This is a genomic window from Indolivaga macrotermitis, from assembly GCF_900128985.1.
GTDB lineage: Bacteria > Bacteroidota > Bacteroidia > Bacteroidales > Dysgonomonadaceae > Dysgonomonas_A > Dysgonomonas_A macrotermitis.
Genome location: NZ_FQUC01000007.1, coordinates 71650 through 87805 on the forward strand (window position 1 = coordinate 71650; position 16156 = coordinate 87805).

14 protein-coding genes are annotated in these 16156 nt (G+C 39.5%); 10 read left to right on the forward strand and 4 right to left on the reverse strand.

All coding sequences use genetic code 11. The features are described 5' to 3' along the window. Positions 1-204: 204 nt before the first annotated feature. From BUC12_RS10600 to BUC12_RS10615, 4 genes are all read left to right on the forward strand, one after another. Positions 205-1377, forward strand: coding sequence for a C10 family peptidase (locus BUC12_RS10600; protein WP_062179421.1), 1173 nt, complete (start codon positions 205-207; stop codon positions 1375-1377). Positions 1378-1395: 18 nt separating this feature from the next. Further along, positions 1396-1905: a hypothetical protein gene (locus tag BUC12_RS10605; protein WP_062179424.1), complete on the forward strand. Its 510-nt coding sequence runs from the start codon at positions 1396-1398 to the stop codon at positions 1903-1905. Positions 1906-1976: 71 nt separating this feature from the next. Then, a complete protein-coding gene (locus BUC12_RS10610; RefSeq protein ID WP_062179427.1) occupies positions 1977-2498 on the forward strand; it encodes a hypothetical protein in 522 nt (173 codons plus the stop codon). Positions 2499-2509: 11 nt separating this feature from the next. Then, positions 2510-3004, forward strand: a complete 495-nt coding sequence (locus BUC12_RS10615) for an outer membrane beta-barrel protein (protein ID WP_062179429.1) — start codon at positions 2510-2512, stop codon at positions 3002-3004. A 57-nt stretch (positions 3005-3061) separates the two neighbouring features. On the opposite strand, the gene BUC12_RS10620 is transcribed toward BUC12_RS10615, so the two are convergent. Both BUC12_RS10620 and BUC12_RS10625 read right to left on the reverse strand, forming a co-directional pair. Continuing rightward, positions 3062-4636: an Rne/Rng family ribonuclease gene (locus BUC12_RS10620; RefSeq protein ID WP_062179433.1), complete on the reverse strand. Its 1575-nt coding sequence runs from the start codon at positions 4634-4636 to the stop codon at positions 3062-3064. A 270-nt stretch (positions 4637-4906) separates the two neighbouring features. Next, positions 4907-5272 (reverse strand): HU family DNA-binding protein, encoded by a 366-nt coding sequence (locus BUC12_RS10625; protein WP_175552626.1) that lies wholly within the window; start codon positions 5270-5272, stop codon positions 4907-4909. Positions 5273-5549: 277 nt separating this feature from the next. On the opposite strand from BUC12_RS10625, the gene BUC12_RS10630 reads away from it, so the two are divergent. Genes BUC12_RS10630 through BUC12_RS10640 form a run of 3 tightly spaced genes read left to right on the forward strand, consistent with a single transcriptional unit; the run spans position 5550 to position 7573 of the window. Beyond that, the gene (locus BUC12_RS10630) at positions 5550-5999 is read left to right on the forward strand and encodes an RNA polymerase sigma factor (RefSeq protein ID WP_244893472.1); all 450 of its coding nucleotides are present in this window, start codon (positions 5550-5552) and stop codon (positions 5997-5999) included. A 41-nt stretch (positions 6000-6040) separates the two neighbouring features. Continuing rightward, positions 6041-6640 (forward strand): hypothetical protein, encoded by a 600-nt coding sequence (locus BUC12_RS10635; protein ID WP_062179439.1) that lies wholly within the window; start codon positions 6041-6043, stop codon positions 6638-6640. A gap of 27 nt (positions 6641-6667) precedes the next feature. After that, the gene (locus tag BUC12_RS10640; RefSeq protein ID WP_062179442.1) at positions 6668-7573 is read left to right on the forward strand and encodes a TraB/GumN family protein; all 906 of its coding nucleotides are present in this window, start codon (positions 6668-6670) and stop codon (positions 7571-7573) included. Between the two features lie 5 nt (positions 7574-7578). Here BUC12_RS10640 and BUC12_RS10645 read toward each other — a convergent pair whose 3' ends face one another. Then, on the reverse strand, positions 7579-8673 hold the full coding sequence (locus BUC12_RS10645; RefSeq protein WP_062179445.1) for a glycosyltransferase family protein: 1095 nt from the start codon (positions 8671-8673) through the stop codon (positions 7579-7581). A gap of 42 nt (positions 8674-8715) precedes the next feature. Continuing rightward, positions 8716-11382 carry a putative LPS assembly protein LptD gene (locus tag BUC12_RS10650; protein WP_236689383.1) on the reverse strand — a complete coding sequence of 889 codons (2667 nt, stop codon included), beginning with the start codon at positions 11380-11382 and terminating at the stop codon, positions 8716-8718. Between the two features lie 413 nt (positions 11383-11795). Here BUC12_RS10650 and BUC12_RS10655 point away from each other — a divergent pair, with 413 nt between their 5' ends. From BUC12_RS10655 to BUC12_RS10665, 3 genes are read left to right on the forward strand one after another with little or no spacing between them, the layout of a single operon-like run. Then, positions 11796-12692, forward strand: coding sequence for a class I SAM-dependent methyltransferase (locus BUC12_RS10655; protein WP_062179450.1), 897 nt, complete (start codon positions 11796-11798; stop codon positions 12690-12692). A 39-nt stretch (positions 12693-12731) separates the two neighbouring features. Next, positions 12732-15242: a YfhO family protein gene (locus BUC12_RS10660; protein WP_062179453.1), complete on the forward strand. Its 2511-nt coding sequence runs from the start codon at positions 12732-12734 to the stop codon at positions 15240-15242. After that, positions 15242-16147, forward strand: a complete 906-nt coding sequence (locus tag BUC12_RS10665; protein ID WP_062179456.1) for a glycosyltransferase family 2 protein — start codon at positions 15242-15244, stop codon at positions 16145-16147. Before BUC12_RS10660 ends, BUC12_RS10665 begins: the two co-directional genes overlap by 1 nt. Positions 16148-16156: the final 9 nt, after the last annotated feature.

Sequence of the window (16156 nt, forward strand, 5' to 3'; positions counted from 1 at the left end):
AGAAGAGAAAAGCGACCGATCAGATCTCAAGTTTACATTTTATTACCCAGAAGCGAAAAATAGTCTACATTTTCACACTTTTAAATATTTTTTATATATTTGCGATACAAAACTTTGCAAATACCATACAAATAGCAGACACAGCTTTTAGAAACATTCTATATACACAGATAACATTTAAAACAACACACAAATTTGACAATCATGAAAAAATTGTTTCCTTTTTTATTTGCATTTGTATTTTTATCGTGTAGCCACGATAACAGTATGGTGGACGAAAGTAGCCAAACAGACTTAGACACAAACTTTGTAGACATGCGCGAAGCTATCTCCATGGCAACACTCTTAGAGTATGATGTAACAAACCCCGGAACTTCAACCCGTAGTACCACTTATCTGGATGTAGAGAGTGCTGTACCCATAGGTGATACAGACAAACCCTCTTATTACATTGTAAATTATGCAAACAATAGCGGATTTGTAATTATTGCAGCCGATAAACGGGCTGAACCGGTCTTAGCTTTCTCCACGGAGGGTAGTTTTGATATTGACACAGATAAGCTACCGGGAGGCTTGGTAGAATGGATGTCCGGCACAAAGGATTATATACAAGATATCCGCGAATCGAATACACAATCTTCTGAAGCTCCTAACCTACGGCTTTGCGTCGCATTAAAATCGACCAGCACAAGAGCTTTAAATACAAGCGAATGCTCTAATAGTGCAAACTGCCCGGTTGAGTCGATATCTTCAACTGTGGTTGGCCCATTATTAGAAACAGCATGGAGTCAAGGAGTAGGTTTCAATGATTCAATTCCAATTCTCTGTGACGGAGGATGGCATGTACCCGCTGGTTGTGTGGCTATTGCGATGGCTCAGGTAATGTATTACCATAAATACCCAAGTACATATAATTGGGCAAAAATGCTCCCTTATCATGGAGGGAGTGAAGCCTCCCGTTTAATCAGGGACTTGGGCTTAACTGATGCCTTACACATGGATTATGGATGTGATGGTTCTTTCACAGATACAAAAAAAGCGGAATCTGTATTCAAAAAGAATTTTGGATATAGCAGTGCTACATATGGAAGTTTCAACTCCAACATAGTACAAAGTCAGCTGAAAAGCGGATTACCTGTAATATTAAGAGGTGAAAAATCTTCAGGAGAAGCTGGACATGCTTGGGTATGCGATGGATTTATCCAAAGCAATACATGTACACACTCCACTCTGCAACTTCATATGAATTGGGGATGGGGTTCTCAATATACTACTACTGGGAAGAATTTTAACGGATGGTATGGAGTAAATGACTGGAATTCACCTAATGGTAATTTTAATCAAAAAAATGATATGGTATATAATATCAAACCTTAACAAAACACATAACAAGTTATGAATAAATACACTAGTTACATAATTATACTTTTTGCTTTAATCGGATGTAGTGATGATACCCCAGAAGTCCTACCTCCACCTCTAGGACAAAGTTTTTACCTCTTAGATAAGGATGGGGATGATCTGCTTGATCCACAAAGCGAGAAGGCTATTGACGCTAAAAAAATAAATATTTATTATTTAGTAAATGGGGAGAGAATAGAAGCAAACAGATACTTTCTAATGCTGAATTTTCCTACATTAAATTATGGATTTGGAATAACTGCTCCAAATTCAGCAAATAATAAAAGTCATTATTATATCAATATAGCATTAAATCAATCTGGAAATAATGGCGATACCTTATATACATATGTTGAATGGAATGAGAATGATATTGATACTATCAAATCAAAGATATATAAAAAGGGTAAAGTCTTTGATTGCACAATGGTAGCATACAACGACTCGGTATGGACTCCAAACCAGTTAGAAAACAGAACTATATTTACAATTATTAAACCTTAGAATAGATGGAGGAGAGATAACATATTATTTACTCCTCCTTTCTTTTACAACCCTAACAACACACAACATTTATGAAGAAATACATTTTTACAGTTTTAATATTTTATATTTTTACTGCCTGTAGTAAAAATGAAAATGGTGAAGCTTTCAACTTTGTAGCTGGACAAAGTTTTTATCTTTTAGATAAGGATGGGAATGACCGGCTTAATCCACAGAGCGAGATGGCTATTAATGCCAAGAAAATAAGAATTTATTATTTAGTAGACGGAGAAAGAATGGAAGCTATTGAATACTTACATATGATGGCTCCCAATGCTATTTTAGATAATCCATATGGATTTGGGATCGGAGCCCCAAGTCCAATAAGTAATCGAAGTTATTATAGTATTGATGTTGGATTAAACTGTAAAGGTAACGATGGAGATATTCTATACACTTATATAGAATGGGATGAGAATGATACGGACACTATTAGGTCCGAGATATATAGAAAAAATTCCGTACTAAAATCTACAATAGTAGCATTTAACGACTCGGTATGGACTCCAAACCAATTAGAAAACAGAACTATATTTACAATTATTAAACCATAAAGTTTAATTCCATGAACAGATTCTTTTATTTTATTCTGTTATGCTTTATTAGTATAACGACAGTACAAGCTCAAAAATCGTCGCTAACCGTTGACCTTGGTTATCGGAATAAGTCCGACAGGGCAAACTGGGGGATTGGGACACAATTCAAATACACTTTAGTAAAGGATTTCCGTTTAGGTGCAGATGCAATGATATATATTCCTGAAGATAGTTACATGGGCTTGGATATCGGGGTTAATGCTCAATATCTTATACATTTACAGGAGAGACTTTTAGTTTATCCGGTTGCCGGGCTGATTATATCGAATCATAGATTCCCTTCGGATCCTAAGGCTAGACATGTAACCGGGTTGGGGTTCAGTTTTGGATTAGGAGGTGAATTTTATCTTAGCCAAAAATATTTTATTAATGCTGATTTAAGGTATTCTCTAATTGATAAAGATAAGCCTCATTGGTATAAAGATTATGCTCTTTTCCGCGTTGGATTAGGTTTCAGGCTTTAATATGAATATTTAATAAAAAACGGATGTGATTGCTTTAGTCACATCCGTTTCTTGTTTTTATTTCAGTTCGATGTCCTGTTTCAGGTCTATTTCTTCCCTGTCTTTATCATAAAAATGATATTCGAGAAATGCCAGGCTTTGGTCGGGTATTATCTTGAACCCGAATCCATAACGCCATTTCCATTGCCATTTTAACGAAGGAAATCCCTTTTCTATATATGCTGCTATGTACGGATGTACATGAAGGGTAAATTTTTTCACTTCCAGCTTATTTACTAAATAGCTGATCTTAGACCTTAATGAATCGGTAAATAAAATCGACGGTTTTATTTCACCTTTTCCAAAACATGTAGGGCATGTCTCTGTTGTATCTACTACCATTTCGGGGCGGACCCGTTGACGGGTAATCTGCATCAACCCGAATTTACTTAATGGCAATATATTGTGTTTTGCCCTGTCATTAGCCATCAATTCCTGCATTCGCGAGATCAGTTTGCTGCGATGCTCGCCTTCCGACATATCTATAAAATCGATTACTATAATTCCTCCCAAGTCGCGTAGGCGAAGTTGCCGTGAAATCTCTTCGGCCGCTGCCGAGTTTACTTCGAAGGCATTATTTTCTTGTCCGGCCTCCAATACTTTCGAACGGTTACCACTGTTTACATCTATTACATGCAATGCCTCGGTATGTTCTATTATCAGATAGGCTCCATTACGGAAAGTTACAGTTTTGCCGAACAATGCTTTCATTTGTTTGGTTACGGCAAAGCTGTCGAAGATGGGTAGATCGCCTGTATAAAGCTTTACAATATCTTTTTTATCAGGAGCTATAATACTGATATAGTCCTTGATCTGGCTGAATATCTCTTTGTCATTGACGTGAATGTCCTGAAAGGACGAATTAAATACATCACGCAACAATCCTACGATACGGCCTGTTTCCTCATAGATAAGGGTTGGCAGCTTTTCTTTTTGAATTTTCGGTAAGTTTTCCTCCCAGCGTTTCACCAAAGTTTTCAGCTCATTATCCAGCTCAATTACTTTTTTCCCTTCGGCTACGGTGCGGACTATTACTCCAAAATTCTTAGGCTTTATACTCTGAATCAACTGGCGAAGGCGTGCCCGTTCTTCTTTCGATTTTATTTTTTGTGATATCGATACTTTATCGTTGAACGGGATCAGTACCAGAAACCGTCCGGCAAATGAAAGCTCGGATGTAAGGCGGGGACCTTTGGTCGAAATAGGCTCTTTTGCTACCTGTACCAATATTTCCTGTCCGACTTTCAGTATATCGCTTATACTGCCATCCTTGTCGATATCTTTCTCAAGTGTCATCTTCGACACCAGCGGAAATTTTTTCTTGTCGTTTAATGCTTGTTTGTAGAATTTGTCTACAGATTTGAATTGTGGCCCTAGGTCTAAGTAGTGAAGAAATGCATCCTTCTTGTATCCGATGTCTATAAATGCAGCATTCAGGCCCGGCATCAGTTTTTTAACCCTGCCGGCATAAATGTTACCTACCGCGTACGAAACGTCTCTTGCTTCTTTCTGAAGTTCTACTAATTTCTTATCTTCCAGTACAGCAATAGAGATTTCTTGCGGTTGAACATCAACTACAAGTTCACTATTCATTCTTTTTCTACTGTATATATATGTTTTAAACTCATCTGTACGAGTCTGCTTCTATTCATTATATGCACAAAGAACAAACTTAAATCTGAAATCTGTTTTTAAGTTTGTTCTTGTAAATCTTTCTAACAAAAGTTTAGAAGAAATTTATTTTTTCTTTTTATGTCTATTCTTTCTAAGTCTTTTCTTACGCTTGTGTGTAGACATTTTATGTCTCTTTCTTTTTTTACCACTTGGCATGATCTATCGTTTTTATAAATTAATACTCAGTTATTATTTCTTAACTTGGTTGACAAAAACTTTAGCCGGCTTAAAAGAAGGGATATTGTGCTCTGGAATGATGATAGTAGTATTCTTTGAGATGTTTCGAGCTGTTTTTTGTGCACGTTTTTTCACTACGAAGCTACCAAAACCTCTAAGGTAAACGTTTTCGCTTTTGCTAAGAGAATCCTTAACCACTTCCATAAAAGATTCTACAGCCGTTAGCACAGTTGCTTTATCAATACCTGTGTTTTTTGCGATTTCGTTAACGATATCTGCTTTTGTCATTTTGTATTTACTTTTATTGTTATTAATTACTAATTTTTTGGACTGCAAATATATAGCTTTTTTTTTCCTTAAAAAACAAATATTGGGCATTTTTTGTGAAAACTCAATATTCGAAGAAATAATTACATAAACCTCTCTCGATTATATGTTGAAAAACATAAAGATAGATATTATTTTCAAGAATCTCACCGGAACACAATAGTAACTAATAATTTCATTTAGTACTGAAGAAAGTATCTTAATTATATCTATTTTTGAAGAACCGGTGTGATTTAGTCACTTTTCGGTCGACATATATTATTATATAAGATTTTATCGTATACGCCATCACTGAATAATGCATAACAAGGGTTTAGAGAAAGATTTTATGGAAATGGTACGCCTCAACGAGCGTATTATTTATAAGGTTGTCTCTTTCTATGCAGATATAGACCAAAGTAGCAGCGATTTGTATCAGGAAGTACTACTTAATCTTTGGAAAGCCTACCCTTCGTTCAGAGGAGAAAGTAAACTATCGACATGGATATACCGTATCTCGCTGAACACATGTATTACGTTTTTCCGCCGCAGTAAAAGATCGGTCACCTATTCGGCACTCAATATAGATATATCTGATACTCCGGATGATAATGAGAATATTAAAGAACTATATAGGCTGATAAATAAACTTGACAAAATAGAGAAAGCCCTTGTCCTTCTCTATCTTGACGAGAAACCGTATAAAGAGATAGCTGATATTACCGGGCTTACCGTTACCAATGTAGCGACAAAGCTGAACCGTATAAAAGATAAACTTAAGAAAATGTCTAACGAATAGCTCTTTTTGGGAGCTATCCATCAAAATAACACCAGAATATAATGGATTTGGACAACTTAAAAAAAGTATGGAATGAAAACCAGCAGGATTTGCCGTCGATTACTGATGACAAACTGCTGTCTATGCTTAAAAGTAATGGCCGCACAGCCCTAAACAAACTACGTCTGTGGGAGCTGATAGGTGCAATAGTAATTTTACCCCTGACAGGTATACCACTCATACATAATAAGATTTTTGTTTTGTTTCAATATTCCGCCTTCACGCTGTACTTTTTTATAGCGTTCTGCCTGCTGGGATTTGTATGGCAGTTATATAAAATATGGACTCTGAAAAAGGTCGATATTCTGAATAATAGCATTTTGGTATGCTCTAAATATATTCTCAAATACAAACTCTGTATAAAGATCGAGGTATTTATTTCCCTCATATTTATGATCATATTCATGGGGTCTTTCTTCTATCCGCTTGTCGACTCTCTTGCCGATGACCGAAAAATTCTCTTCTATATAGTAGCTGCCGTATGGACAATTATTATGGTCGCACTCTTATGGTTCATTTATAGGAGGTTTTACCGGAAGCAGACTAAACGGATCGAAGAGTCTCTAAAAGAAATTGAAGAACTGGAAAGAGATAATTATTAATACACCAAATATTTAAATATTAAAAAAATGAGCCACATACGGTTATCCATTCTATTTATATACTTCATCTGCTCTTCTCTGTTTGCAGTAAATGCTCAGAAAGCAGAATTTACAGGTTCGGTATTATGGAAAATATCCGGTAAAGATCTACCGGGCCCTTCATATATAGTAGGGACAAATCATATTATCTCGGATTCTTTTCTGGATAGTATTCCCGGATTGAAAGAGGCTATGAATTCTACAGGGCAGGTTATTGGAGAAATGGACATGGACAATGTGAAAGCCGATATGGCTGCAATGGCTACAGCATCGATTATCCCTGACGGAAAAACATACTCGGAACTATTAACAGAAGAAAGATACCAGCTATTAGATTCGGTTCTTCGTAACGATTTAGGGATAGCTTTATCACAGGTCGAGATGATCAGCCCGGTAACATTATCGAACCTCTACGTTATCAATGTCTATAATAAAGTGAGTCCGAAAAATAAAGATTCCGAGAATATGGATACGTACTTCCAAACATATGCCCGCGAAAAAGGTAAGCCTGTGCTGGCTCTGGAAACTCTGGAAGAACAAATCCGGTACCTGTATTACCTGAAACCCTTAGATAAGCAAATAGAGGAATTATTCTGTACCATAACATCCGACCATCTGGAAAGTGATATTCTGGAACTTGACAGTTTGTATCGAAAGGGTGATCTTACCGGATTAGAACAATTGATGGACAGAGAAGACCTTAGTTGCCCTGGCGATCCGGAAGAAAAAGACATTCTATATCTTCAACGGAATAATAACTGGCTCGAAAAACTGCCCGCTATAATGAAATCGGAAACGTCGCTGATTGCGGTCGGTTGTCTGCATCTGGCCGGTGAAGACGGGTTGTTAAACCGTCTGTCCGAAATGGGATATGAAGTGACTCCTGTTAAGTAGAACAATCATTTGCTACCCCAAAAGTCGAGGTACTGCTGTGCAACCTTTATATAGTTGTGATGAGTATCGACAAACCTCCGGCTGTCGAGCCCGTATGTAGGCAGATCGAACTTTTGGCGGATTACGCTCTCCAGCGAATGATAAATAGACTCCTCTGCCGGATATACATTAATAACAGGACGATTGGAATCCTCACCCGATAAGCTGTACATCTCGGGTTCGCCGCCTCCTACCAATACCTTACCCAAAGCCATAGTTAATAGACCATTCATAGCAGGCGAATAAGAATATATCTGGTCGAGTACTACATGCGCATCACTTATCAGCCTCAAGTATTCGGAATAATCTACCGATTCGGCTTTTAATATGCGAACATCATCCGGGTAGTTTTTTTGTAAACTTGTCAGCGCCCGGTACAACATATCGGTACCTTTAAATTCGCTTCGTGCTTTATTTATTCCTATAAAGAAATTAATTTGGTCAGTTATGGGAATCGGGCGGCTTATAATCTTTTTTGTATTGACGGGCAGAGGTATATAAGCTAGTTTATCGTTATACTGGTCTTTGTAAGCCTCGAAATACTCATACAGGCAGGCTATTATTCCGTTACAGGTTTCGGCTATCTCTATATTGGCATCTTTACGTTTTGTTTCGAGCCAATCGTGTCTGATCTTTTGGTTATAAGACAGATTATTCTCATGGTCTCCGATATTAAACTCCGAATACCTGAATTTTTTATCGAGACAGGCTTTAAGCCAATAATAATCATCGCCGAATGCTCCCAGAAATACCTTGTAATTATGCCGCTTCAGATACCTATACAGCTTCAGGTTCACCTCTATGTTTTGTGTAGTAAAGCAAGGATTGATAATCTGAACTATGTCATATCCTTTGAATTTAGGCAGATTCGCTATTATCCTTTTAAGACCTACAGCTGTATCCCATAAACCGGAGCTTTTGCGTAAAAGGTCGATATCCCTGTAGTAATTCTTGAAACCGTCTCCGTCCGAAGCTACCGTTACCTGATGGCCTAAGTATTTGAGGCCTTCTGCCAAAGTCAAATGCAGTCCGCTATATTCGCCTAACAACAGGATTTTCATACGCTTTCGGTTTAGAGAAACAGATAAATATCACACCGGACATCAATCCCAGGCAGGATCGTAACTGGTGCGGCGGCCTCGCTTCTCATATTTGAGATCTTGTAACATAGACGAATTGACCCTGAGTGTAACAAAATATGAAGTATAGTTTCCGAAAGGAACCAACGATGCCGAAATATTCCAGCAGTGCAGGTTACGGCTGATATTACAGTTCATATACGAAATCTTCTTGGCATCGAAATCATAACCCGATGTAAACGAAAAGTTCCAGTTTTTGGTTGGCTGTATCGAGCCATTGAAACTCAGGTTATGCCTGATTTTACCCTTATATTCCATTTTTTCTTTATCGAAATCGCCGTAACCGTAATTCATTCCGTAACTGAAACTCAGGTTCCACTTGATCTCCGATCTCAGGTAACCGTCATCGTCATATGTACCCGAATCTTTTTTCTTATCGAACATACTTCCTTTACGCTCCTCTCTGCCTTCTGTATCTTCGGAGGCCAGATCGCTGTCGTAATCATCCAGATTATTGTCTTTCGATTTATCTTTCTTCGGTTTGTCATCACCTTTGCCAAACCACTTTTTGAAAGTGTCTTGGTTGATTGATGGAGAGATGGAATATCCGGTACTCTTCAACCGTCCTAAGGTTCCGTATTTCTTTATTCTCAGCTCATTCCTTTTTTCCGGATTACCGTTTTTATCCAATCCGTATGTATAAGGGTCGAATGTAGCATTGATATTTACCGTAAGGTTTTTGCTGAGCTTCAGACGGGTATTGGTCGAAATATCACTCCACTTGTACTTGTCGGCAGCCATATTATAGCTGAAACTAACCCCGAAATTATCAATAAGGCTAATAATCTTCGTTGAGTCATTATCGGTGCCGACCTTCATCTCGATATTATTATCGAAACTAAAGTTGATATTACCCTGCTTTCCGGCCGAAGGTGCGCCAAATATATTATTCTGGTAAGGCGAGTATATATTCTCCACCAAATCTCCGTCTGCATTATAATAGCTGTAACGCTCGAATGATCCGTAACGGGCTTCACTAAAATCGGGACTTCCGCTATAGCTGATCGATGGTGTAAATACATGCCTGATCTTTTGCAGCTTACCTATCTTGAATACCGGCTCGTAAAACCCGTACAACTTGGTTTGCAGGCTTACCGAATAATTAAAGTCGTACACCCGATGGAAACCGTAAGTTGTATCGCTGGTAACAGTTTTCTGAAGCGATGGATCCCAGTCCATCAGTATTTTTTTAGTATACCAACGTTCGCGATATGTAAAGTTAGGCGAGATATTCAGATACTTAAACAGGCTGAATGTGGCTCCTGTGCTTACCTTATGCTGTGCAGCATTTTGCCAGTCTTTTATTAACGACGATTTAAGAAGCTTATCATCTTTGGTATTGATACTATTCTTGAAATCAAAAGAATAGTCGAGCGAAATCTTTTCGTACCACTTCTCATCACCTACCATTATCTTGCGTTTAAACGGATAGATACGCCTCATCGTCACCGACAGGTTAGGCAGGGTCATTGATACTGAAGAGTCGCGCGCATTTTGATTCGCTGTTGCATTCAGCGATATGGTGAAAGGCGAATCGGGGAATGTCTGGGTTAGCGTTACCGTAGAACTACGGGTTGCGCTTGTCTCCATATTCGCAATCTGGTTCAGGCTGTTCCTGCTGTATGTAGATGTCTGGTAGCTTACACTTGCCGACAGGGTACGGTACATATTTGCTTTAGGGTCTTGCGAGTGAGTCCAGTTCAGGCTGAAGTCTTTGGATTCGCTAAAGCTTTCGGGAATATCGCGATCTCCAATCTTAGTGTACAGGTAATTCATGTTGAATGAACCGCTTCTCCTGTAACGGTACTTATATGTAGAGCGGGCCGATAGTCCCCATGATCCCTTTGTGTATATTTCTCCGGTAAGAGCCAGATCATAATTATCGTTGATGGCAAAATAGTAACCTCCGTCACGCAGATTGAACCCTCTATCCATATCATCGCCATAAGACGGCATGATAACCCCCGATGAATATTTTTCCGAAAAGGGGAAAAACCCGAATGGTATTGCTAGGGGTAAGGGCAAGTCTTCGATTACGAGATAAGCCGGACCGGTTATTACATTCTTTTTAGGCCGGACTTTGGCTTTAGTCAACATCATATAAAAGTGCGGATGCTCGTGATCGTCGCAAGTCGTATATTTTCCGTCACACATAAAGAATGTGTCGTCAGCATTTTTCTTCGCTCTGTCGGCAACTATATATCCTTCGCCCTGCTGTGTAATTACGTGCCGGATATATCCCTTCTTCGATTTGAAGTTGTAGCTTACATTCTTCATCTCATATTCGGTTCCATTATCCGAAAAAATGGGATAACCAAACTCCTGCCCTACCGAATCGAGCCCGTAAGAGGCATGCACAATACTGCTATCCATGCTCATCGAGATGTTTTCGGCTTTGATAGACATGGTCTGATAATCGACCTTACTGTCTCCATACAGATATCCCATATTGCCTGATGAGAATACGATAGAGTCGTTCGCTTCATAAATAACAGGGGCATCGAGTGCCGCTTTTTTCGGCACAGTATCCTGAGCAGCCGTATCCTGTAAGGCTGTACCTGCATTTATACTGTCGTGAGGCAAAGAATCCGCAACTCCGGCAGAAGGAATGACAGTATCGGCCAAGAGCATATCGCTCCGACTTTTCTCAACACTCTTCGATAATTGGGCACCCCAAAATGGTGATGAAAATAACAGGAAAATTAAAGTGTATATACAGAAATGAGTTTTCTTCATTAAAAAAGGAAACAGCCTTATATATTTCAACTTGCAAAACTAAGCAATTAATGAAAAAGGAAAAGCAAAAAAAATGAAAATATGCCCTTTAAAACAAAATATATGGATAATATACAATAAATAGCTCCGGTACAAATCCTAAAAGTAACGAAATCACAACATTCTATTGTATCAACAAATTGTTTCTTTTTACTATTTTAGTACCTTTGCAACGCTCGTGATGATTTTTATCTCATTAATTTTATGAACGGCTTATTACCCTAATTATGCCGGATAACAATTATCGAATAGTTTATTTATTGTAGCCGATGAACACAATACATACTGATTTTTGTCCGGTTTGTACAAACAGCAATTGTTCCGAATCGATTAAATGCAAAGACCATTTGGTCTCGAAGGACTTTTTTTCGGTTTACCAATGTCCTCAATGCGGATTTGCTTTCACTCAGGACTTTCCGGCTGAATCCGAGATCGGTATATATTACGATGCTCCCGAATACGTTTCGCATACCGATTCGCACAAAGGTATTATCAATACATTGTATCATCAGGCACGCAAAATTTCCTTGCGTTCTAAAGTCAGGTTTGTACAGAAATGCGCAGCTGTAAAGGCAGGCACATTGCTCGATATAGGCTGCGGAACAGGTTATTTCCTCGATGCTATGCGCCATCATAAATGGATAGTGACAGGTATCGAAAAATCTGAACCGACACGTAAATATGCCCATGAGAAGTTCGGATTAAATATTCAGGATTCGGAGTACCTATTCGAAATCCCCGCAAAGACTAAGGATACAATCACCCTCTGGCATGTATTGGAGCATTTGGAGAAGCTGAATGAGACGATGGCTAACCTGCACCGGATACTGAAAGACAATGGTGTGCTTTTCATTGCACTGCCCAATAAAAAATCAGTTGATGCCCGGTACTATCAGGCAGATTGGGCTGCATACGATGTTCCCCGTCATTTATGGCACTTTTCGCCCGATGATTTCGAACAGTTTGCAGCAAAACATCATTTTGAGTTGGTCAAAATAAAAGGAATGCCTTTTGATCCCTTTTATATTTCAATGCTGAGCGAAAAGAACAAGGGTACTTTTGCCGGTAGCCTGCTCGGCTTGATCAAAGGCGGATGGTTTTTCCTCAGAAGCCTGTTTAACACCAGACAAAGCAGTTCACTTATTTATATACTAAAAAAGAAATAAGGTCTTTGACCCGACACAATACTAAAACCGCAAAATAATATGATACAACAGAAGAAACCGGTCCTCCAACAAATACTTCCGCATGTATTTGCCATTGTATGCTTTTTAGCCGTTACATTCGTTTATTTCAGCCCTCTTATCGAAGGAAGGGTGCTACCCCAAAGTGACGTGCAACAATTTAAAGGCACCGGACGCGAACTGAGTCAATATTATTATAACGAAGGACAATCTTCGGCATGGACCGGTACGGTTTTTTCGGGCATGCCTTCTTATCAGATCGGGGTGTGGGGCGGAGCTCCCAACTTTCTCGATTATCTCGAAATGCCGCTGAAAGCGCTGGGCAGCAGCACTGCCGGAGCTGTATTTACAGGGATGCTGATGGCTTACATCCTCTTTTGTATTATGGGTGTGGGTTTTCTGCCTGCGATACTGGGGGCAATAGCCTATTCGTTGTCGTCATATAATATCATTATTCTGGATGCTGGGCACGTTACCAAAGCATGGTCTATTGCATATATGCCTCTGATTATTGCAGGCATGGTCGCGGCATTCAAGCGTAAATATTTGATGAGCGGATTGCTGATGGCGTTCGGTTTAGCGCTGCAGATCAAAAACAACCACCTGCAAATAACATATTATACCGGACTTTTATGTGCTTTCTTATATATAGGATTACTGATCAACGATATCCGAAAAAAGAACCTCAGCGGATTTTTTAAAGCGACAGGGGTTTTAGCCGCAGGTGTATTAGTTGCGGTACTGTGTAACCTCGGCAATATCTATTCGAACTACGAAATGTCTAAAGAAAGTATCCGTGGACAATCGGAACTCTCGAAACCGACCAACAGCGAGAAACAGTCATCGGGACTAGATAAAGAGTATGCCTTTGCATGGAGTTACGGAAAAATGGAAACACTTTCTCTACTCGTTCCCGATATTAACGGTGGTGCTTCGGGCGGATTGTTATCTCCTAACTCGAACCTTTATAAGGCGATCAGGGCAAATGCTCCGGGGGCACAACTCGATGCCAAAGGTATTCAGGCACAGACTTACTGGGGCGACCAGCCATTTACTTCGGGCCCGGTATACATCGGGGCAATCGTATGTTTCCTTTTCTTATTAGGTATGTTTACTATTAAGAACCCTGTAAAATGGGTACTTCTGGCTGCTACCGTATTTTTCATTTTCCTCTCATGGGGACACAACTTCGAAACTTTTAACGACTGGTTCTTCTACCATTTCCCGATGTATAATAAGTTCAGGGCGGTATCTACAGCCTTGGTTATTCCGGCTCTCACCATGGTTATGGTTGCCATATGGGGAGTAAAAGAATTTCTGGAAGAAGAAGATAAAAAGAAACAAACCCGTTCGCTTTACATATCGGCTGGAATTACCGCAGGAATCAGCTTGCTATTGTGGCTTGCTCCGGGAATTTTCGGACTGACATTCTCTACTGAAAGCGATACCCAATGGATCAGTCAGGTTCCCGATTGGTATTACACAGCGCTGCTGGCCGACCGTAAAGACTTGTTATCATCCGACGCTTTGCGTTCGTTCTTCTTTATCCTGCTAGCCGGAGTCGTACTGTTTGCTACCCTGAAGGCGAAAGGAAACAAACAACAAATGGCATTTTATGCTACTTTAGCGCTGGTGGTATTGGTACTGGTTGATTTATGGGGAGTAGACAAAAGATATCTGGATAATGATAAATTTCTTCCAAAATCGAGCTATAATGTGAGTCAGCCATTCCCTAAAACGGCTGTCGATGAAGCAATATTACAGGATAAAGGATTGTCGCACCGGGTTCTTAACCTGAACAATCCGTTTACCGAGACAAAGACATCGTATTATCACAAATCGATAGGCGGATACCATGCTGCTAAACTGAAACGTTATCAGGAGCTGATCGATTACCGCCTGCAACCGGAGATTAACCATATTATAGGATCATTCGATTCTCAGAATATAGATACTATTATCGGTTCTTTCAAAGCAAATACAGCTTTGAATATGCTGAATGCCAAATATATTATTTTCAGTGCCGACCAGCCTCCATTACAAAACCCGTATGCGATGGGGAATGCATGGTTTGTCCAGGAATTAAACTTTGTGGATACACCCGATCAGGAAATAGAATCGCTGAATACGTTAGACCCTCTTAAAACTGCTGTATTGAATAAAAAATATGAGGAAGAATTCTCAGGATTTAATCTTGTTCCGGATTCTACTGCACATATCGAACTGACAGAGTACAAGCCCAATATACTCAAATATAAATCGTCTGCTAAGACTGAACAGTTTGCCGTATTATCAGAAATTTATTATCAGAATGGCTGGGAGGCTTATATCGACGGACAGGAAGTTCCTCATTACTGTGCCGACTGGACTCTGAGGGCTATACGCATACCTGCCGGAGAACACGAGATCGAATTCAAATTTATTCCCCATAAATACAATACTGCCCGTACTGTGGCATCAATCAGTACAGGTTTGCTCATCTTGTTATTATTGGGAGGTATTGTATTCACATTTGTACGAAAAGAGAAGTAATGAAGTTTTCGTTTGTAACTTCCACATATAACCGCGACAGGTATATCGGGCAGGCGCTACAGTCGACCTGTGACCAGACATATCCGAACGAGGACTATGAAATCGTGATTGTCGATAACAACAGTACAGACAACACGGCTGCAATCTGCAACGAATTTATATCGAAATACCCTGAAAAGCAGATCAGGTATTTTAAAGAAATGGAACAGGGCATTGCTCCTGCTCAAAACCGTGCTATCAGGGAAGCACGGGGCGAATACATCATCTTTGTGGACGATGACGAAACCATCATACCCGAACATCTTGAGCGACTGGCGGAACATCTGAAAAACTATCCGCAGGCTGAACTTATAGGTACTGCCGTTATTCCGGTGTATGAGGTAGAGCAGCCTAAATGGATGTCGTACTATACACAGCGGCTGATAGGCGGATATTTCGATCAGGGTAAAAAGGTAAAGACCCTGAGTGCTAAGAATTATCCGGGGACGGGACATACCATCATCAAAAAAGAACTATACGAGAGATACGGTTATTATAAAACCGAACTGGGACGGAAAGGAAAATCGCTTATCGGGGCGGAAGATAAGGATATGATCAACCGGCTTATAAATTTGGGGATCACTTGTTATTATTTCCCCAACATACCGATATACCATCATATTCCTGCAAGTAAAATGACCGATGACTTTTTTCACCGGGTAACTTACGCTATTGGGAAAAGCGAACGGATGAGAACCAAGTCGGTATCAGAAAAAGAATTCCGGAAACGTATTATATCCGAAATAATTAAATGGGCGGCTTCGTTCGTCTTATGTATCGGCTATACCGTGACATTACGTCCGGCTAAAGGCTTCAGGTTATTACAATTCAGATGGAATGTAAGCAAAGGGTTGCTGGGTAAATGATCGAACCTT